This window comes from Pseudocitrobacter vendiensis (genome assembly GCF_943590815.1).
GTDB lineage: Bacteria > Pseudomonadota > Gammaproteobacteria > Enterobacterales > Enterobacteriaceae > Pseudocitrobacter > Pseudocitrobacter vendiensis.
Genome location: NZ_CALSBS010000028.1, coordinates 26,844 through 45,687 on the forward strand (window position 1 = coordinate 26,844; position 18,844 = coordinate 45,687).

An 18,844-nucleotide genomic window follows, 5' to 3' on the forward strand; every position below is an offset into this window, starting at 1 on the left:
TTTTTTTCTAGCCGCCGAAATACTCTCCTCACACCGTCCTATTCTCGCCATTAAATACGCAAAATTAATCGTAAACTTTGCGCCATTCCCGCCGATAACCCCGGTATTCGTTCTACGTGTCACACGATTAAGGAATTCATAATGGCAAGTATTTCAACGCTGGGCGTCGGGTCGGGTTTGGATCTGAGCGGCATTCTGGACAGTCTTGAGGCGGCGCAAAAATCGACGCTGACGCCAATTTCAAAACAGCAGAGTTCATACACCGCGAAACTGAGCGCCTACGGCACATTAAAAAGCGCGCTGGAAACCTTTCAGACTGCCAACACTGCGCTGAATAAAGCCGACCTTTTTACCGCCACCTCCACCACCAGCAGCAGCACCGCCTTCAGCGCCACCACCACCGGGAGCGCGATTGCCGGGAAATACACCATCAGCATCACTCAGCTGGCGCAGGCGCAAACGCTGACCACCAAAAACAGCCAAACCGACACCAAAACCGCTATTGCCAGCAGTGACAGCGTGCTGACTGTCCAGCAGGGCGGCGGGAAAGATCCGGTGACCATTGATATCAGCGCGGCCAACTCCTCGCTAACCGGTATCCGCGACGCCATCAACAATGCAAAAGCAGGCGTCAGCGCCAGTATTATCAACGTCGGCAACGGACAGTATCGTCTCTCGGTGACCTCGAACGATACGGGCAGCGACAACGCGATGACCCTGAGCGTGAGCGGTGACAGCGCCCTGCAAAGCTTTATGGGCTACGACCCGAAAGCGTCCAGCAACGGCATGGAAGAGAGCGTCACCGCGCAGAACGCCAAACTGACGGTCAACAACGTTCCGATTGAAAACAGCAGCAACACCATCAGCGATGCGCTGGAAGATATCACCCTCAACCTGAATGATGTCACCACCGGCAACCAGACGCTGACCATTACCAAAGACACCTCAAAAGCTGAAAGCGCGGTGAAAGCATGGGTGGACGCTTATAACGCGCTGCAGGATACGTTTAGCAGCCTGACCAAATACACCGCCGTTGATGCGGGCGCAGAGAGCCAGGACACCAGCAACGGCGCACTGCTCGGCGATTCCACGCTGCGCACGATCCAGACGCAGTTGAAAACCCTGCTGGGCAATACCCACAGTAGTTCCGATTACAAAACGTTGTCGCAGATTGGCATTACCACCGACGCCAGCACCGGCAAGCTTGAACTGTCGACCGAAAAACTGCAGACGGCGCTGAAAAAAGATGCCTCTGGGGTGGGCGATATGTTTATCGGCGACGGCAAAAATACCGGCGTCACTACCACGATTAGCAACAACCTCACCAGTTGGCTTTCTACCACCGGGATTATCCAGGCGGCGAAAGATGGCGTCAGTAAGACGCTGAATAATCTGACGGATCAGTACAACGCCGCCAGCGATCGTATCGACACAATGATGGCGCGCTACAAAGCGCAGTTCACCCAACTGGACGTGCTGATGAATTCCCTGAACTCGACCAGCAGCTACCTGACGCAGCAGTTCGATACGTCCAGCAGCAACTCTAAATAATTAGCAGGAGACGACATGTACGGCGCAAAAGGCACGCAGGCCTACGCACAAATTGGAGTAGAGAGCGCAGTCATGAGCGCCAGCCAGCCGCAGCTGGTGACCATGCTGTTTGACGGGGCGCTAAGCGCGCTGGTTCGCGCTCGCCTGTTTATGCAGGACAATCAGTTAGAAGGTAAAGGGCTCTCGCTATCGAAGGCGATTAATATTATCGAAAACGGCCTCAAAGTGGGGCTGGATGAGAACAGCCGTGATGAACTCACACTGAATCTTATTTCGCTGTACAGCTATATGGTGCGACGCCTGTTGCAGGCTAATCTGCATAATGATGTCGCCGCCGTTGAGGAAGTGGAAGGCTTGCTGCGCAATATCGCAGATGCGTGGAAGGAGTCGTTACTTACGCCAAACTTGATTCAGGACGCCGTCTAATGAACCACGCACCGCACTTGTATATTGCCTGGCAACAGTTGGTTGAGAAAAGCAAAACGATGCTCCGCCTTGCCACACAGGGTTTGTGGGATGAATTGATCGCCAGTGAGATGGAGTACGTGCGTGCGGTGCATCAGGTCGCGGAGCTCACCCAGCAGAATCCGCCGTCGGGCGCCATTCAGGACCAGCTCCGCCCGCTATTACGCGCCGTGCTGGATAACGAAGCCGAAGTAAAACGTCTTTTACAACTGAGGATGGATGAGCTGGCCACGCTTGTAGGTCAATCCTCCCTACAAAAATCGGTACTCACCACCTACGGTAATCAAGGGGGGCATGTTCTGTTGCCGCAAAGCAGCAACGATACCAGCCATTAACCCCCGCGGCGTGATTTTTGTCCAAATATCGCGCCGCACGCATTTCACACCTATATTACTTGTGTCGCCTTACACGGAGAGCAGGTATGCGCAACCCCACCCTTTTGCAATGTTTTCACTGGTATTACCCTACGGGCGGCGAATTATGGCCCGAAGTTGAGGCGCTTGCGCCGAACCTGAATGAAATCGGTATCAACATGATCTGGCTGCCGCCCGCCTATAAAGGCGCTTCTGGCGGCTATTCTGTAGGCTATGACAGCTACGATCTGTTCGACTTAGGCGAGTTTGATCAGAAAGGGACCGTTGCCACCAAATACGGTGATAAAGGTCAGCTACTGTCGGCTATTGACGCCCTGAAAAAGCACGATATCGCGGTACTGCTGGACGTGGTAGTGAACCACAAAATGGGGGCAGATGAGAAAGAGCGCATTCGCGTGCAGCGGGTTAACCAGGACGACCGCACGCAGATCGATGAAGAGATTGTGGAGTGCGAGGCCTGGACACGCTACACCTTCCCCGCGCGCGCGGGACAATATTCAAAATTCATATGGGATTACAAATGCTTCAGCGGGGTCGATCATATTGAAGATCCGACCGAAGACGGTATTTTCAAAGTCGTTAACGACTATACCGGCGAAGGCTGGAACGATCAGGTTGATGATGAGATGGGTAACTTTGATTACCTGATGGGCGAAAATATCGATTTTCGTAATCACGCGGTCACTGAAGAGATTAAATACTGGGCACGCTGGGTGATGGAGCAAACCCACTGCGATGGTTTTCGTCTCGACGCGGTAAAACATATTCCGGCCTGGTTTTATAAAGAGTGGATTGAGCACGTTCAGGAAGTGGCCCCCAAACCGCTGTTTATTGTGGCCGAATACTGGTCGCATGAAGTGGACAAACTGCAACAGTATATCGATCAGGTCGACGGTCAGACGATGCTGTTCGATGCGCCATTGCAGATGCATTTCCATGAAGCCTCACGCATGGGCGCGGATTACGACATGAGCCAGATTTTTACCGGCACGCTGGTGGAAGCCGATCCCTTCCACGCGGTGACGCTGGTCGCCAATCACGATACCCAACCGCTTCAGGCGCTGGAGGCCCCGGTTGAAGCCTGGTTTAAACCGCTGGCCTATGCGCTGATCCTGCTGCGGGAAAACGGTGTGCCTTCCGTCTTTTATCCCGATCTTTTTGGGGCACACTATGAAGACACGGGTGGCGACGGCGACACTTACACCATCGATATGCCGGTGATTGAACAGCTACATGAATTAATCGACGCTCGCCAGCGTTTTGCCCACGGCGTACAAACCCTGTGGTTCGATCATCCCAACTGTATCGCCTTCAGCCGCAGTGGCACTGACGACGCGCCGGGTTGCGTGGTGGTCATGTCGAATGGCGACGATGGCGAGAAAGCCATTACGCTTGGCGAAAATTACGCCAACAAACGCTGGAAGGATTTCCTCAATAACCGGGAAGAAATTGTTGAGACCGACGACGCGGGCAGCGCCACCTTCACCTGTAAGGGGGGAGGCGTCAGCGTGTGGGTTCTGGAGGATGTACTGTAAAACAGACCCGGCGGGAGAACCGCCGGGTTAACACTTATTTGATGGGAACGATATCCGCAGGCACGCTGCTGGATTGAGTTTCCGGCTGCGTGGCTGGCAGCTCTGTCGGTAACGCGCTCGCCAGCGGTTTTTTCTCCAGCGCGGCGATACACTCGATGGTTGGGCGATCGACGCGTTGTAACGTCATGCCATCATAATCCAGCGTACTGTTTTCGCGATCGACGGAATAGACATCGCGTTTTTCGGTCACGTTATACAGCTCATCCCCTCGCAGCATCAGTTTGCCCGGCACGGCAATCGTACGCTGCCACTGACGGCAATCCAGCGTATCACCATCGCGGGTGACGATTAAACTGCCGATGGCTTCCGGGCTGACCAGCGAACGCTGCGGCCCTTTCGTTTGCCAGTAACCAACCAGCCCTTCTGGCGCGGGCGCTTTCACCACGTCTTTATAGTTCTCGACCTGCACGCAGCCTGCCAGCGTCATCAGCGCGGCAACCATTGCTAATTTTTTCATGATTCATCCTGCACACGGAGAAAAAAATATTGTGACATTATAGCCTTAAGCTCGCCACCCTTTCACGTCCGTTGTCTGAAATTGATCTGTTCGAGGTTTTACGCAAAAAGCATTCACCAGATGAATAGAGCAGCGTAGAATTCCCGCTCTTTCGATCCTTCTGAGTTCAGAGGCTAGCACCATGACCTGGCAACACTTCAAACAGGCGTACCTGATCAAATTCTGGGCCCCTGCCCCGGCGGTTATCGCGGCCGGTATTCTCTCCACCTATTATTTTGGTATTACCGGCACCTTCTGGGCGGTGACCGGCGAATTCACCCGCTGGGGTGGACAACTGCTGCAACTGGCAGGCGTTCACGCTGAAGAGTGGGGATACTACAAACTGATTCACCTCGACGGCACCCCGCTGACCCGCATTGACGGCATGATGATTATTGGCATGTTCGGTGGCTGCTTTGCCGCTGCGCTGTGGGCCAATAACGTCAAACTGCGCATGCCGCGCAGCCGCGTGCGTATCCTGCAGGCCATCATTGGTGGCGCGATTGCCGGTTTCGGCGCGCGTCTGGCGATGGGCTGTAACCTGGCGGCATTCTTCACCGGCATCCCTCAGTTCTCGCTGCACGCCTGGTTCTTCGCCGTGGCAACCGCGATCGGTTCCTGGTTCGGCGCGCGCTTCACCCTGCTGCCGCTGTTTCGGATCCCGGTAAAAATGCAGAAAGTCTCTGCCGCATCGCCGTTAACGCAAAAACCGGATCAGGCGCGTCGCCGCTTCCGTCTGGGCATGCTGGTGTTTATCGGCATCGTTGGCTGGGGGCTGTTTACCGCCATCGATAAACCCAAACTCGGCCTCGCGATGCTGTTCGGCGTTGGCTTTGGCCTGCTGATTGAACGCGCGCAAATCTGCTTTACCTCGGCCTTCCGCGATATGTGGATCACCGGGCGCACGCATATGGCGAAAGCGATTATCTTCGGTATGGCGGCCAGCGCTATCGGTATTTTCGGTTATGTTCAGTTGGGAGCAGAAGCCAAAATCATGTGGGCGGGCCCAAATGCGGTGATTGGCGGTCTGCTGTTCGGCTTTGGTATTGTGCTGGCAGGCGGTTGCGAAACCGGCTGGATGTATCGCGCGGTGGAAGGTCAGGTACATTTTTGGTGGGTGGGCATTGGCAACGTCATCGGTTCAACCATTCTCGCCTACTACTGGGATGATATTTCCCCGGCACTGGCAACCAACTGGGATAAAGTCAACCTGCTCAACACTTTCGGCCCGACGGGCGGTCTGCTGGTAACTTACCTTCTGTTGTTTGCGGCGCTGATGCTGATCATCGGCTGGGAAAAACACTTCTTTAAACGCAAAAATCAGTCTGCCGTTGTCACGGCGAAGGAGATAGCATGAAAGATATCGTGCCTGATTACCGTCTGGATATGGTCGGCGAGCCGTGCCCGTACCCGGCTGTCGCCACGCTTGAAGCGATGCCGCAGCTGAAAAAAGGCGAAATTCTGGAAGTGGTGAGCGACTGCCCGCAGTCGATCAACAATATTCCGCTCGACGCCCGCAACTACGGCTACACCGTGCTGGATATTCAGCAGGATGGTCCCACGATTCGGTATTTGATTCAGAAGTGAGTTGGTTTAGCCCCTCACCCCGGCCCTCTCCCACAGGGAGAGGGTGAAAAACGCAGGAAATTCAGCAACGTGCTCGTTCGGTTCCCTCTCCCTGTGGGAGAGGGTTAGGGTGAGGGGAACCCGCACGCACTCACCCATCAATTACACCTGCATGCCCATCACTTCCTGATACGCACTCACCATTTTATTCCTCACCTGAATGCCCATCTGTAACGACACGGATGATTTTTGCAGATCGGTCATAACATCATTCAGCGCCACACCCGGTACGCCAAGGGTAAAGTTTTCCGCCTGGGTGCGTGCGGCGTTTTGCGTATCGCTGATGCGATCCAGAGCGGCGCTTAGTTGCCCGGCGAAACTCACGGTTGACTGCGTATCAACCTGCTGATTCCGCGCCACATTGGCCGTCATGTGTAACTGTGACAGCACGCCCTCAATACCCTGAATCGCCATAACCCACTCCTGATAAATGTTAATGGAGCAGAGATTAGCATCTTGTCAATAAGATAAAGGCGTTAATTAGCGGCAAAAAAACGGGTTATTTGGACCATAGAAAATCCCGCGACAGCAAATAATGGCATCGCTGTCATTTTGTGTTCGTCGCCCGGGAGTCTGCTTTGTTTTTGTACACATTTAACGCCATCTTTCAGGATTTACGAGGTGCGCAATGAGCGCGAACGCCACGACTACGCCGCAAACTAAAACGCTGGAGTGGGTCAGTCGCCTGCGCGCAAACCCGAAAATTCCGTTAATGGTGGCCAGCGCTGCCGCGGTGGCTATCATCGTTGCGCTGGTGCTGTGGGCGAAAAGCCCGGACTACCGCACGCTGTTTAGCAACCTTTCCGATCAGGACGGCGGCGCGATTGTCAGCCAGTTAACGCAGATGAACGTCCCCTACCGCTTTGCGGATAACGGCGGCGCAATCGAAGTTCCTGCGGATAAAGTGCATGAACTTCGCCTGCGTCTGGCGCAGGCCGGTTTGCCAAAAGGCGGCGCAGTCGGTTTTGAATTGCTCGATCAAGAGAAGTTCGGCATCAGCCAGTTCAGCGAGCAGGTGAACTATCAGCGTGCGCTGGAGGGCGAGCTGTCGCGCACCATCGAAACCCTGGGGCCGGTGAAGAGCGCCCGCGTCCATTTAGCGATGCCCAAACCGTCGCTGTTCGTGCGTGAACAAAAATCCCCTTCCGCCTCTGTGACCGTCAATCTTGAACCGGGTCGCGCGCTGGACGAAGGGCAAATTTCAGCGGTGGTGCATCTGGTCTCCAGTTCCGTCGCCGGGCTACCGCCAGGCAACGTTACGCTGGTCGATCAGAGCGGGCATCTGCTCACACAATCCAATACCAATGCCCGTGATCTGAACGACGCGCAACTGAAGTACGCCGCCGACGTTGAAAGCCGCGTGCAACGCCGCATCGAAGCCATTCTGGGGCCCATCGTCGGCAACAGTAATGTGCACGCGCAGGTCACCGCACAGATCGATTTTGATAATAAAGAGCAAACCGAAGAGCAGTATCGCCCAAACGGCGATGCCAGCCAGGCCGTGCTGCGTTCACGTCAGGTGAATGAGAGCGAGCAAATCGGCAGCCCGTACCCGGGCGGCGTGCCAGGCGCGCTGTCAAACTCCCCTGCGCCCGCGCCGTCAGCACCCATTGCGACACCGCCCGCGACTAACACTACCCGCACCACCAGCACCCAGAGCAGCGGCGGGCCACGCAACACACAGCGTAACGAAACCAGTAACTACGAAGTGGATCGCACCATTCGCCATACCAAACGCAACGTGGGCGACATTCAGCGCCTTTCCGTGGCGGTGGTGGTGAATTATCGCGCGCTGGCCGACGGTAAAACGCAGGCGCTCAGCGCCGAGCAAATGAAGCAAATTGACGCTCTCACGCGTGAAGCGATGGGCTTTTCCAGCCAGCGCGGCGATACCCTCAATGTGGTCAACTCTCCGTTTACGCAGGCGGAGGAAACCGGTGGTGAACTGCCGTTCTGGCAACAGCAATCGTTTATCGATCAGTTGCTGTCGTTGGGTCGCTGGTTACTGGTGCTGCTGGTCGCCTGGCTGCTGTGGCGCAAAGCCGTTCGTCCGCAATTAATGCGCCGTCAGCAGGAGACGCAGGTCGCCGCCGAGCAGTCGCGCGCCATCCAGGAAACGCAGGACGCGGTGGAAGTGCATCTCAGCAAAGATGAGCAACTCCAGCAACGCCGCGCCAACCAGCGAATGGGCGCGGAAGTCATGAGCCAGCGTATTCGCGAAATGTCTGATAACGATCCGCGCGTTGTCGCGCTGGTCATCCGCCAGTGGATGAATAACGATCATGAGTAAATTAAGCGGTGTAGATAAAAGCGTCATTCTGCTGATGACCATTGGTGAAGATCGCGCCGCCGAGGTGTTTAAACACCTGTCGGCGCGAGAAGTGCAGCAGCTCAGTACCGCTATGGCCAATGTGAAGCAGATCTCCAATAAGCAGCTTACCGAAGTGCTGGCGGAGTTTGAGCAGGAAGCCGAGCAGTACGCCGCGCTGAGCGTCAATGCCAACGAATATCTGCGCTCGGTGCTGGTGAAAGCACTCGGCGAAGAGCGCGCCGCCAGCCTGCTGGAGGACATTCTCGAAACCCGCGAAACCGCCAGCGGCATCGAGACGCTCAACTTTATGGAGCCGCAGAGCGCCGCCGATATTATTCGCGACGAGCATCCGCAAATCATCGCCACCATCCTGGTACATCTCAAACGTGCACAGGCCGCCGATATTCTGGCGCTGTTCGACGAGCGCCTGCGCCACGATGTGATGCTGCGTATCGCCACCTTTGGCGGCGTGCAGCCTGCTGCGCTGGCGGAGCTGACTGAAGTGCTCAACGGTCTGCTGGATGGTCAGAATCTTAAGCGCAGCAAAATGGGCGGCGTAAGAACGGCGGCTGAAATTATTAACCTGATGAAAACCCAGCAGGAAGAAGCCGTTATCACCGCCGTGCGCGAATTCGACGGCGAGCTGGCGCAAAAAATTATCGACGAGATGTTCCTGTTCGAAAATCTGGTCGAGGTGGACGATCGCAGCATCCAGCGGCTGTTGCAGGAAGTGGACTCCGAATCGTTACTTATCGCGCTTAAAGGAGCCGAACCGCCGCTGCGCGAAAAGTTCCTGCGCAACATGTCCCAGCGTGCCGCCGATATTCTGCGCGACGATCTCGCCAACCGTGGCCCGGTGCGTCTGTCGCAGGTGGAAAACGAGCAGAAAGCGATTCTGCTGATTGTGCGTCGTCTGGCGGAAACCGGCGAGATGGTGATTGGCAGCGGAGACGACACCTATGTCTGATACCACGCCGTGGAAAGTCTGGCAGCCGGACGATCTCGCCCCGCCCTTAGAAGATGAGATTGTTATTCCTGAGCAGGAAGCGGATGCGCAAGAGATCGCCCTTTCTGAAGAAGCATTGCGTCAGCAGCAACTGGCGCAAATTCAGATGCAGGCCCATGAACAGGGCTATCAGGCGGGGTTGCAGGAAGGCCGCGCCGCCGGGCAGCAGCAGGGTTATCAGGACGGACTGGCGCAAGGGCTTGAACAAGGCCAGATGCAGGCGCAACAAGCGCAAGCCCCGCTCCATGCCCGCATGCAGCAACTGGTCAGCGAGTTCCAGCATACGCTGGATGCGATGGATAGCGTTATCGCCTCACGTTTGATGCAGATGGCGCTGGAAGCCGCCCGGCAAATCATCGGCGAGACCACGTCCATCGACAGTTCTGCGTTGATTAAACAGATTCAGGGATTACTGCAACAGGAACCGTTGTTTAGCGGCAAACCGCAGCTACGCGTAAACCCTGACGATCTTCCTCGCGTAGAAGCGGTGCTGGGTGCCACCTTAAGCCTCCACGGCTGGCGGCTGCGCGGCGATCCGACTTTACATCCTGGCGGCTGTAAAGTGAGCGCCGATGAAGGTGACCTTGATGCGAGCGTCGCCACCCGCTGGCAGGAACTCTGCCGTCTTGCCGCGCCGGGAGCTTGCTGATGACCGCGCGTCTCACCCGCTGGCTGACAACGCTGGATAACGTCGAAGCGCGCATCACCCAGCTTCCCACCGTGCGCCGCTATGGTCGCCTGACCCGCGCGACCGGGCTGGTGCTGGAAGCCACGGGTCTGCAACTGCCGCTCGGTGCGACCTGCATTATCGAACGCCAGCTTGGTGCAGAAACGCAGGAAGTGGAAAGCGAAGTGGTGGGCTTCAATGGTCAGCGCCTGTTTCTGATGCCGCTGGAAGAAGTAGAAGGTATTTTGCCCGGCGCGCGCGTCTATGCGCGTAATGCCTCAGGCGACGGGTTACAAAGTGGCAAACAGTTACCGCTTGGCCCGGCGCTGCTGGGGCGCGTGCTTGACGGCAGCGGCAAACCGCTCGATGGCCTTCCCGCGCCGGAGACCACCGAAACCGGCGCGCTCATTACGCCGCCGTTTAACCCGCTCCAGCGAACGCCGATTGAACACGTGCTGGATACCGGCGTGCGGCCCATCAACGCCCTGCTCACCGTCGGTCGCGGGCAGCGTATGGGGCTGTTTGCCGGCTCCGGCGTGGGTAAAAGCGTGCTGCTGGGGATGATGGCGCGCTACACCCAGGCGGATGTGATTGTGGTTGGCCTGATTGGCGAGCGCGGGCGCGAAGTGAAAGATTTTATCGAGAACATTCTCGGCAGCGAAGGCCGGGCACGTTCAGTGGTGATTGCAGCCCCAGCCGACGTGTCGCCGCTACTGCGCATGCAGGGCGCAGCCTATGCCACCCGCGTGGCGGAAGATTTCCGCGATCGCGGCCTACATGTACTGCTGATTATGGACTCCCTCACCCGCTACGCGATGGCGCAGCGTGAAATCGCCCTGGCGATTGGCGAGCCGCCCGCCACCAAAGGCTACCCGCCTTCCGTTTTCGCCAAATTGCCCGCGCTGGTTGAACGCGCCGGGAACGGCATCAGCGGTGGCGGTTCAGTGACCGCATTTTATACGGTGCTGACCGAAGGCGACGATCAACAGGACCCCATCGCCGATTCGGCGCGCGCCATTCTCGACGGACATATTGTGTTGTCGCGCAGGCTGGCGGAGGCCGGGCACTATCCGGCCATCGATATTGAAGCATCCATCAGCCGCGCGATGACGGCGCTGATAAGCGAACCACACTATGCCCGCGTGCGTCATTTCAAACAGTTGCTCTCCAGCTTTCAGCGCAACCGCGATTTGGTGAGCGTCGGCGCTTACGCCAAAGGCAGCGACCCGATGCTGGACCGCGCCATCGCGCTATGGCCGCAGCTGGAAGCATTTTTGCAGCAGGGCATTCTGGAAAAAGCCGACTGGGAGAGTTCTCTTCAGGGGCTTGAGCAAATTTTCCCGTCAACCTGATGAAGCAGGAGGTACCGCAAGATGGCGCAACAAGGTGCATTGGCCACGCTCAAAGAGCTGGCGGAAAACGAGGTGGATACCGCCGCGCTCAAGCTCGGCGAGATGCGTCGTGGTTTTCAGAAAGTCGAAGAGCAATTGCAGATGCTGATGGATTACCAGCTTGAATATCAAAACAATCTCAACAGCGACATGAGTCAGGGGATTGCCAGCCTGCGCTGGCAAAACTATCAGCAGTTTATTCAGACGCTGGAAAGCGCCATTGAACAACATCGCCAGCAGTTACAGCAATGGAATAACAAAGTGGAGCAAGCATTGACCTTCTGGCGCGAGAAAAAACAGCGTCTTCAGGCGTGGGAGACGTTGCAGGAGCGCCAGGCCAGCGCCACGCTGCTGGCGGAAAACCGCCTCGACCAGAAAAAGATGGATGAATTTGCCCAGCGCGCCACGTTAAGGAATCGCAATGATTAACCTGCTCACGCTTTTAGCCCCGGACGTCGAGAGCGGCACGCCGGGTATTTCCACGCAGGCAGGCGGCGAGGCGGATTTTATAAGCCTGCTCAGCGATGCGTTGGGGAGTGAAAATACCCAACCGCTTAAAAGCCTGACCGCCGCCCTTTCTCAGGAGCCGGCGGACGCAAAAACCACGGCAAAAACCTCTATTACCGAATGGCTGTTACAGCAGGAGACGGCAAAGATTCCAGTCGAACTGCCGGACGGTACGACAACGGATACGCAGACGCTGCTCGGCCAATTGGCCTCGCATCTGAAAAGCGATGTTCAGAGCACCAAACCGCAGGAGGATAGCGATGACGACGAAACCGTTAGCGACGCATCGCTTGCCGGGATGAGCGCGCTGATGGCCATGCTGCCAACGGTGCAACCTGCACAATCAACGACGGTCACCGCAGGCACTGAGATACCCACCCTGAACGGTGTATCAGAACGCGGCGGTGATAAATCTTTTGCTCAGCCCCCCGCCAGCAACAATTTCGCTCAACCGCTCGCCAGCGGTGAACTGCCCACCGCAGCACAAAGCGCGCCGCAGTTGGTACCGGTAGCGCTGAAAGCAGAAGCCGACAGCACGCCAACCGCAGCGGCCCCAACGGCAACGTTCTCCGGGCTGGTCAGTGTCGCCGCACAAACTACGCCTGCATTACCGGCCACAATCGTACAGGCCCCACTCGGTTCACCGGACTGGCAGCAGAGCGTCAGCCAGCACATCACCCTGTTCACACGTCAGGGGCAGCAGACAGCGGAACTGCGTCTGCACCCGGAAGATCTCGGCCAGGTGCATATCTCGCTTAAGCTCGACGATAACCAGGCGCAGATTCAAATGGTGTCGCCGCACAGCCACGTGCGCGCCGCGCTGGAAGCCGCGTTACCGGTACTTCGCGCACAGCTGGCCGATAACGGCATTCAGCTTGGACAAAGCAATATCAGCAGTGAGAGTTTTGCCGGACAGCAGCAACAGCAACATGCTTCGGGCCAGCAGTCGGCCTGGCGTGGCGCGGCGTCCGGGGATGACGAGGATGATACGTTGATCGCCCCTGCTGCGTTGCAATCCGCCGCACGCGGCGATGGCAGAGTCGACATTTTTGCCTAAACGCCAGAGGTAGCGTGATTATTCCCGTCTTTTCCACGCTTTGACCCGCGCGGGAGTCGGGATAATCACACGATAAGCAGTATATGCAACAGGAAGACCGCATCAGATGACCGACACCGCTATCACCAAAAACCGCAAACGCGCCATTTGGCTGCCGCTGCTGATCCTCGTGACGCTCGCCGCCGTAGCGATCGCCGGTTACAGCTACTGGCGGATGCAGCAGCACAATACCACGGAAAGCAAAACCGAGACGCCGCCACCTGCCGCGCCGGTCTTTTACGCGCTGGATACCTTTACGGTGAATCTCGGCGACGCGGATCGCGTACTTTATCTCGGTATTACGTTGCGTCTGAAAGATGAAGCGACGCGCGCGCGTCTGAATGAATATCTGCCGGAAGTGCGCAGTCGTCTGTTACTGCTGCTTTCTCGCCAGGACGCCACGCAGTTGGCAACCGATGCCGGGAAGCAAAAACTGGCCGCTGCCATTAAAGAGACGTTGAGCACGCCACTGATTGCCGGTCATCCAAAGCAGGACGTGACTGACGTTCTCTACACCGCTTTTATTCTGCGATAACCTCATGGGCGATAGCATTCTTTCACAGGCCGAAATCGACGCCCTGCTCAACGGCGACAGCGACAATCGCGATGAGCCGCAGGCAGGCGTGGCGGGCGAAAACGACATTCGTCCTTACGATCCCAATACCCAGCGTCGCGTGGTGCGCGAGCGTTTACAGGCGCTGGAGATCATCAATGAACGCTTTGCGCGTCAGTTCCGCATGGGGCTTTTTAACCTGCTGCGTCGCAGCCCGGACATTACCGTCGGGGCGATTAAAATTCAGCCATATCATGAATTTGCGCGCAATCTTCCCGTGCCGACCAACCTGAACCTGATCCACCTGAAACCGCTACGCGGCACCGGGCTGTTCGTGTTCTCGCCGAGCCTGGTGTTTATCGCCGTGGATAACCTGTTCGGGGGCGACGGTCGTTTTCCGACCAAGGTTGAGGGTCGCGAATTTACCCACACGGAACAGCGCGTCATTAATCGCATGCTGAAACTGGCGCTCGAAGGCTACCGCGATGCGTGGAAAGCGATTAACCCGCTTGAAGTCGAGTATGTGCGCTCCGAGATGCAGGTTAAATTCACCAATATCACCACCTCGCCCAACGACATCGTGGTCAACACGCCATTCCACGTTGAAATCGGCAACCTGACCGGCGAATTCAATATCTGCCTGCCGTTCAGCATGATCGAACCGTTGCGTGAACTGTTGGTAAATCCGCCGCTGGAAAACTCGCGCAGTGAAGATCAAAACTGGCGCGAAAATCTGGTGCGCCAGGTGCAACACTCCGAACTGGAGCTGGTGGCAAACTTTGCCGACATTTCACTGCGACTGTCGCAGATCCTGAAGCTAAAACCCGGAGATGTGCTGCCTATTGATAAACCAGACCGCATCATCGCACACGTCGATGGCGTGCCGGTACTCACCAGCCAGTACGGTACCGTGAAAGGCCAATATGCTTTGCGCGTCGAACACCTGATTAACCCGATTTTGAATTCGTTGAATGAGGAACAGCCCAAATGAGTGATATGAATAACCCGTCCGACGAGAACACCGGCGCAATGGACGATCTGTGGGCTGAAGCGTTGAATGAACAACAATCCACCAGCGGCAAAAGCGCGGCGGATGCCGTGTTCCAGCAACTGGGCGGCGGCGACGTCAGCGGTACGTTGCAGGATATCGATTTGATTATGGATATCCCGGTCAAGCTCACCGTTGAACTGGGCCGCACCCGCATGACCATCAAAGAATTACTGCGTCTGACGCAGGGTTCCGTGGTCGCACTGGATGGCCTGGCGGGCGAACCGCTGGATATCCTGATTAACGGCTACCTGATTGCCCAGGGCGAAGTGGTGGTGGTGGCGGACAAATATGGCGTGCGCATCACCGACATCATTACGCCGTCCGAGCGCATGCGTCGCCTGAGCCGTTAATCATGAAAAGCCCGACTCACGCCACCGTCACCCACGCGTCTGCGCCCGATGCCTCACCGCTGATTCAGGTGAGCGGCGCGCTGCTCGGTATTATTCTGCTGATCCTCGCGGGGGCGTGGATTGCCAAACGTTTTGGCGTCGGCGGTAATAGTGTGAGAGGTCTGCAGGGTCTGAAAGTCAGCGCCAGCGCTTCATTAGGCCAACGCGAACGCGTGGTGGTGGTAAACGTCGAGGATGCACGACTGGTTCTGGGCGTCACTGCCAATCAGGTTACCCTGCTGCACACGCTGCCGCCCGCGCCAGCAGATACTCAAACAACACAGCCTGCTGCCGCCGATTTTTCGTCATTGATGAAAAATGTTCTCAAGCGTTCCGGGAGATCCTGATGCGCCGCATTTTCGTTGTCCTCATCTCCACGCTGTTATTGCTCTCGCCATCTGCCTTTGCGCAGCTGCCGGGGCTGGTCAGCCAGCCATTACCGGGCGGCGGTCAAAGCTGGTCACTGCCGGTTCAGACGCTGGTGTTTATCACCTCGCTGACGTTTATTCCGGCCATTTTACTGATGATGACCAGTTTTACGCGCATCATTATCGTCTTCGGTCTGCTGCGCAACGCACTGGGCACCCCCTCTGCGCCACCGAATCAGGTACTGCTGGGGCTGGCACTGTTTCTGACCTTTTTTATTATGTCGCCGGTCATCGATAAGATTTACACCGATGCCTATCAGCCTTTCAGCGAGGACAAAATTACGTTGCAGGAAGCCATGGATAAAGGCTCGCAGCCACTGCGCGAGTTTATGCTGCGTCAAACGCGCGAGGCCGATTTGGCGCTGTTTGCGCGTCTGGCGAACAGTGCGCCCATTGAAGGCCCGGAAGCAGTGCCGCTGCGCATTCTGCTACCGGCCTATGTAACCAGCGAGCTGAAAACCGCCTTCCAGATTGGCTTCACTATTTTTATTCCCTTCCTGATTATCGACCTGGTTATCGCCAGCGTGCTGATGGCGCTGGGGATGATGATGGTACCGCCCGCCACAATCGCCCTGCCGTTTAAACTGATGCTGTTCGTACTGGTCGACGGCTGGCAACTGCTGGTGGGTTCGCTGGCGCAAAGTTTTTACAGTTAACAGGAAAGCGACATGACACCTGAATCCGTGATGATGATGGGCACCGAGGCGATGAAAGTCGCGCTGGCGCTGGCTGCGCCACTGCTGCTGGTGGCGCTGATTACGGGGCTGGTTATCAGTATCTTGCAGGCGGCGACGCAGATTAACGAAATGACGCTCTCATTCATTCCTAAAATCATCGCCGTGTTTATCGCTATCGTGGTCGCCGGACCGTGGATGCTCAACCTGCTGCTTGATTACGTACGCACTCTGTTCAATAACATTCCGTATATCATCGGCTAATCCTGATGCTCAATATCACCAGCGACCAGTGGGTCCACTGGATAAGCCTCTATTTCTGGCCGCTGCTGCGCGTGCTGGCGCTGATTACTACAGCCCCAATATTGAGCGAACGCACCGTGCCTAAACGCGTCAAACTGGGGCTCGGGCTGGTGATAACCGTGGTTATTGCCCCCGCCATTCCGGTGCCGGATGTCCCGCTTTTTTCACCTGACGCCCTTTGGCTGGCGCTTCAGCAAATCCTGATTGGCATTGCACTGGGATTTACCATGCAATTTGCCTTTGCCGCCGTGCGGACTGCCGGGGAGATTATCGGTCTGCAAATGGGGTTGTCGTTTGCGACCTTTGTCGATCCCGGCAGTAACCTGAATATGCCCGTACTGGCGCGAATTATGGATATGCTCGCCATGCTGTTGTTTTTGGTTTTTAACGGCCATTTATGGCTGATTTCGCTGCTTGTTGATACCTTTCACACCTTGCCCATTGGTGGCGCCCCCCTTAACAGCAACGCCTTTCTGGCCCTTTCGCGGGCAGGGGGACTTATCTTCCTCAATGGCCTGATGCTCGCACTGCCGGTCATTACGCTGCTGCTCACCGTTAACCTTGCATTAGGTATGCTTAATCGTATGGCGCCGCAATTGTCCGTATTTGTGATCGGTTTTCCAATCACATTAACTGTAGGGATATTATTGATGGCGGCGTTAATGCCACTTATTGCGCCTTTTTGCGAACATTTATTTAGCGAAATATTCGATCTTTTAGCTGATATTATCAGCGAGTTACCCCGAGTCAATTCCCCCTGAATGCGCCCTCGATATTGTAAGGAAATTCCTAAAAGGGAATTTATAAAACATCAACCAGGATATATCTGGCGCGGATTATTTGTTTTTACCCCACTCACATAACATAACATTTACTTTACTTTGAGAAGATTCCTGGCAAATTATACGTAACTTTACGGGATAGTTTAGGCCGCCTGATCGTCTTCGCTTGGTTCTTAGTTTTAATAATTTGCTCAGGCAGTTATGAAGTGTTCAGGCAAGAGGGTTAATTATCGTTACGCATTGAGTGAGGGTATGCCATGTCAACGATTATTATGGATCTATGCAGTTACACCCGGCTGGGATTGATAGGGTACTTGACGAGTCGAGGGGTTAAGAAGCGCGATATTGATAACGTCAGCGACGTTGACGGACTTGCGGCATTGTGTAGCACCCGCCGCCCGTCTGTGGTGTTCATTAATGAAGACTGTTTTATCCACGATGCACAGAGCAGTCAGCACATTAAACAAATCATTAATCAACACCCCAGAACGCTGTTTATCGTTTTTATGGCGATTGCAAATATCCATTTTGATGAATATTTAATGGTTAGGAGTAATCTGTTAATTAGCTCCAAATCGATCAAACCTGACACTCTTGATGATATTTTGGGGAATTATCTTAAAAAAGAAACTGACAATGTAAAGCAGATTAACATGTCGACGTTATCGTTAAGTCGAACGGAATCGAGCATGTTACGCATGTGGATGTCGGGACAGGGGACGATTCAGATATCGGATCAAATGAATATTAAGGCCAAGACGGTATCGTCACATAAGGGTAATATCAAGAGGAAAATTAAAACGCATAATAAGCAAGTGATCTATCATGTTGTGCGTCTTGCAGATAATGTCACCTCCGGCATTTACGTGAATATGCGTTAATGTCGACTTACTGGCGGATAACACCGCCAGTCAATTTCATGCCGACTCAGTCTACTTTCTCGACGAAAATACCGTCCGGATGGCCATTTTCATTGAAAAACCAAATACCGAGCGGATAATCTTCCAGCGAGACCAGATACATTGTTCCTTCACTGAACTGCTCAATCGCCAGTACCACGCCCGATCGACGTGGGCCGCCATCCGTTTTGACCGTGACACGATCGTTTACCTGCATACGCAATCTCCTCAACATTTCTGCCCAGTGTAGAACAAAATGCCCGCGCTGACAGCGCCTTACTGCATAACTGCTGCTTTCTTCACCAATCGTGATTCCGCTCATAAAATGAGCACATTGATAAATGCCGGGTATACTTATTATTGCACGGGCTGTAAGAGGTAGTGATGATGAACAATGCCAAAGCGACCCACGGCGTCAATGTTGATGCGCTGCTGGCAGCAATCAATGAAATCAGCGAAAGCGAAATCCATCGTGCCGCTGACGATCCCTATCACGTGAGCGTTGATGGCCGTGAATACCATACCTGGCGAGAACTGGCTGAAGCGTTTGAGCTGGATATTCACGATTTTAGCGTGAACGAAGTCAATCGATGAGGATAGGGATAAAAAAATCCCGACGCTTGAGGAGTCGGGATCAAACTTGCATCTGCAAAAAGTCATCGAAAAATTCGTTACACCAG

Annotated in this window: 23 protein-coding genes and 1 pseudogene; 21 read left to right on the forward strand and 3 right to left on the reverse strand. The window is 55.3% G+C overall.

The features are described 5' to 3' along the window. Window positions 1-141: 141 nt before the first annotated feature. From fliD to amyA, 4 genes are all read left to right on the forward strand, one after another. Window positions 142-1,551, forward strand: coding sequence for a flagellar filament capping protein FliD (gene fliD, locus NMC31_RS21410; protein ID WP_253899023.1), 1,410 nt, complete (start codon window positions 142-144; stop codon window positions 1,549-1,551). A gap of 15 nt (window positions 1,552-1,566) precedes the next feature. Beyond that, window positions 1,567-1,977, forward strand: a complete 411-nt coding sequence (gene fliS, locus NMC31_RS21415) for a flagellar export chaperone FliS (RefSeq protein WP_149462197.1) — start codon at window positions 1,567-1,569, stop codon at window positions 1,975-1,977. Beyond that, a complete protein-coding gene (fliT, locus tag NMC31_RS21420; protein ID WP_149462198.1) occupies window positions 1,977-2,351 on the forward strand; it encodes a flagella biosynthesis regulatory protein FliT in 375 nt (124 codons plus the stop codon). The genes fliS and fliT overlap by 1 nt, the downstream gene beginning before the upstream one ends. Before the next feature lie 86 nt (window positions 2,352-2,437). After that, on the forward strand, window positions 2,438-3,925 hold the full coding sequence (gene amyA / locus NMC31_RS21425) for an alpha-amylase (protein ID WP_253899024.1): 1,488 nt from the start codon (window positions 2,438-2,440) through the stop codon (window positions 3,923-3,925). Between the two features lie 106 nt (window positions 3,926-4,031). Here amyA and yedD read toward each other — a convergent pair. Further along, window positions 4,032-4,442, reverse strand: a pseudogene (gene yedD, locus NMC31_RS21430) (lipoprotein YedD); the annotation flags it as partial. A gap of 181 nt (window positions 4,443-4,623) precedes the next feature. On the opposite strand from yedD, the gene yedE reads away from it, so the two are divergent. Next, window positions 4,624-5,838 (forward strand): selenium metabolism membrane protein YedE/FdhT, encoded by a 1,215-nt coding sequence (gene yedE / locus NMC31_RS21435; protein ID WP_149462201.1) that lies wholly within the window; start codon window positions 4,624-4,626, stop codon window positions 5,836-5,838. After that, a complete protein-coding gene (yedF, locus tag NMC31_RS21440; protein ID WP_108475236.1) occupies window positions 5,835-6,068 on the forward strand; it encodes a sulfurtransferase-like selenium metabolism protein YedF in 234 nt (77 codons plus the stop codon). The genes yedE and yedF overlap by 4 nt, the downstream gene beginning before the upstream one ends. Before the next feature lie 141 nt (window positions 6,069-6,209). On the opposite strand, the gene fliE is transcribed toward yedF, so the two are convergent. Next, entirely contained in the window at window positions 6,210-6,521 is a 312-nt protein-coding gene (gene fliE / locus NMC31_RS21445) for a flagellar hook-basal body complex protein FliE (RefSeq protein ID WP_149462253.1), read from the reverse strand. A gap of 214 nt (window positions 6,522-6,735) precedes the next feature. Here fliE and fliF point away from each other — a divergent pair, with 214 nt between their 5' ends. The 14 genes from fliF (at window position 6,736) to rcsA (ending at window position 18,146) form a co-directional block, all read left to right on the forward strand. Then, window positions 6,736-8,397, forward strand: a complete 1,662-nt coding sequence (gene fliF / locus NMC31_RS21450; protein ID WP_253899025.1) for a flagellar basal-body MS-ring/collar protein FliF — start codon at window positions 6,736-6,738, stop codon at window positions 8,395-8,397. Further along, complete coding sequence (fliG, locus tag NMC31_RS21455; protein ID WP_015963948.1) at window positions 8,390-9,385, forward strand: flagellar motor switch protein FliG; 996 nt, start codon at window positions 8,390-8,392, stop codon at window positions 9,383-9,385. The genes fliF and fliG overlap by 8 nt, the downstream gene beginning before the upstream one ends. Continuing rightward, complete coding sequence (gene fliH / locus NMC31_RS21460; RefSeq protein ID WP_253899026.1) at window positions 9,378-10,073, forward strand: flagellar assembly protein FliH; 696 nt, start codon at window positions 9,378-9,380, stop codon at window positions 10,071-10,073. The genes fliG and fliH overlap by 8 nt, the downstream gene beginning before the upstream one ends. Continuing rightward, window positions 10,073-11,443, forward strand: coding sequence for a flagellar protein export ATPase FliI (gene fliI / locus NMC31_RS21465; protein ID WP_253899027.1), 1,371 nt, complete (start codon window positions 10,073-10,075; stop codon window positions 11,441-11,443). The genes fliH and fliI overlap by 1 nt, the downstream gene beginning before the upstream one ends. 21 nt (window positions 11,444-11,464) lie before the next feature. Next, window positions 11,465-11,911 carry a flagellar export protein FliJ gene (gene fliJ, locus NMC31_RS21470; protein WP_149462257.1) on the forward strand — a complete coding sequence of 149 codons (447 nt, stop codon included), beginning with the start codon at window positions 11,465-11,467 and terminating at the stop codon, window positions 11,909-11,911. Continuing rightward, on the forward strand, window positions 11,904-13,046 hold the full coding sequence (locus tag NMC31_RS21475) for a flagellar hook-length control protein FliK (RefSeq protein WP_253899028.1): 1,143 nt from the start codon (window positions 11,904-11,906) through the stop codon (window positions 13,044-13,046). The genes fliJ and NMC31_RS21475 overlap by 8 nt, the downstream gene beginning before the upstream one ends. Window positions 13,047-13,152: 106 nt before the next feature. Continuing rightward, complete coding sequence (gene fliL / locus NMC31_RS21480; protein ID WP_149462259.1) at window positions 13,153-13,620, forward strand: flagellar basal body-associated protein FliL; 468 nt, start codon at window positions 13,153-13,155, stop codon at window positions 13,618-13,620. 4 nt (window positions 13,621-13,624) lie between these two features. Continuing rightward, a complete protein-coding gene (fliM, locus tag NMC31_RS21485; protein WP_149462260.1) occupies window positions 13,625-14,629 on the forward strand; it encodes a flagellar motor switch protein FliM in 1,005 nt (334 codons plus the stop codon). Continuing rightward, window positions 14,626-15,039, forward strand: a complete 414-nt coding sequence (fliN, locus tag NMC31_RS21490) for a flagellar motor switch protein FliN (protein ID WP_108475224.1) — start codon at window positions 14,626-14,628, stop codon at window positions 15,037-15,039. Before fliM ends, fliN begins: the two co-directional genes overlap by 4 nt. Before the next feature lie 2 nt (window positions 15,040-15,041). Next, window positions 15,042-15,425 carry a flagellar biosynthetic protein FliO gene (gene fliO / locus NMC31_RS21495; protein ID WP_436650919.1) on the forward strand — a complete coding sequence of 128 codons (384 nt, stop codon included), beginning with the start codon at window positions 15,042-15,044 and terminating at the stop codon, window positions 15,423-15,425. After that, a complete protein-coding gene (gene fliP, locus NMC31_RS21500; protein ID WP_149462263.1) occupies window positions 15,425-16,162 on the forward strand; it encodes a flagellar type III secretion system pore protein FliP in 738 nt (245 codons plus the stop codon). Before fliO ends, fliP begins: the two co-directional genes overlap by 1 nt. 12 nt (window positions 16,163-16,174) lie before the next feature. After that, window positions 16,175-16,444 carry a flagellar biosynthesis protein FliQ gene (gene fliQ / locus NMC31_RS21505; RefSeq protein WP_007371488.1) on the forward strand — a complete coding sequence of 90 codons (270 nt, stop codon included), beginning with the start codon at window positions 16,175-16,177 and terminating at the stop codon, window positions 16,442-16,444. Window positions 16,445-16,449: 5 nt separating this feature from the next. Then, window positions 16,450-17,244, forward strand: coding sequence for a flagellar biosynthetic protein FliR (gene fliR / locus NMC31_RS21510; protein ID WP_253899029.1), 795 nt, complete (start codon window positions 16,450-16,452; stop codon window positions 17,242-17,244). Between the two features lie 278 nt (window positions 17,245-17,522). Further along, the gene (gene rcsA, locus NMC31_RS21515; protein WP_253899030.1) at window positions 17,523-18,146 is read left to right on the forward strand and encodes a transcriptional regulator RcsA; all 624 of its coding nucleotides are present in this window, start codon (window positions 17,523-17,525) and stop codon (window positions 18,144-18,146) included. 46 nt (window positions 18,147-18,192) lie between these two features. Here rcsA and dsrB read toward each other — a convergent pair whose 3' ends face one another. Then, on the reverse strand, window positions 18,193-18,381 hold the full coding sequence (gene dsrB / locus NMC31_RS21520; protein ID WP_112296194.1) for a protein DsrB: 189 nt from the start codon (window positions 18,379-18,381) through the stop codon (window positions 18,193-18,195). A 167-nt stretch (window positions 18,382-18,548) separates the two neighbouring features. Here dsrB and NMC31_RS21525 point away from each other — a divergent pair, with 167 nt between their 5' ends. Next, window positions 18,549-18,758: a YodD family protein gene (locus NMC31_RS21525; RefSeq protein ID WP_015963934.1), complete on the forward strand. Its 210-nt coding sequence runs from the start codon at window positions 18,549-18,551 to the stop codon at window positions 18,756-18,758. Window positions 18,759-18,844 lie beyond the last annotated feature (86 nt).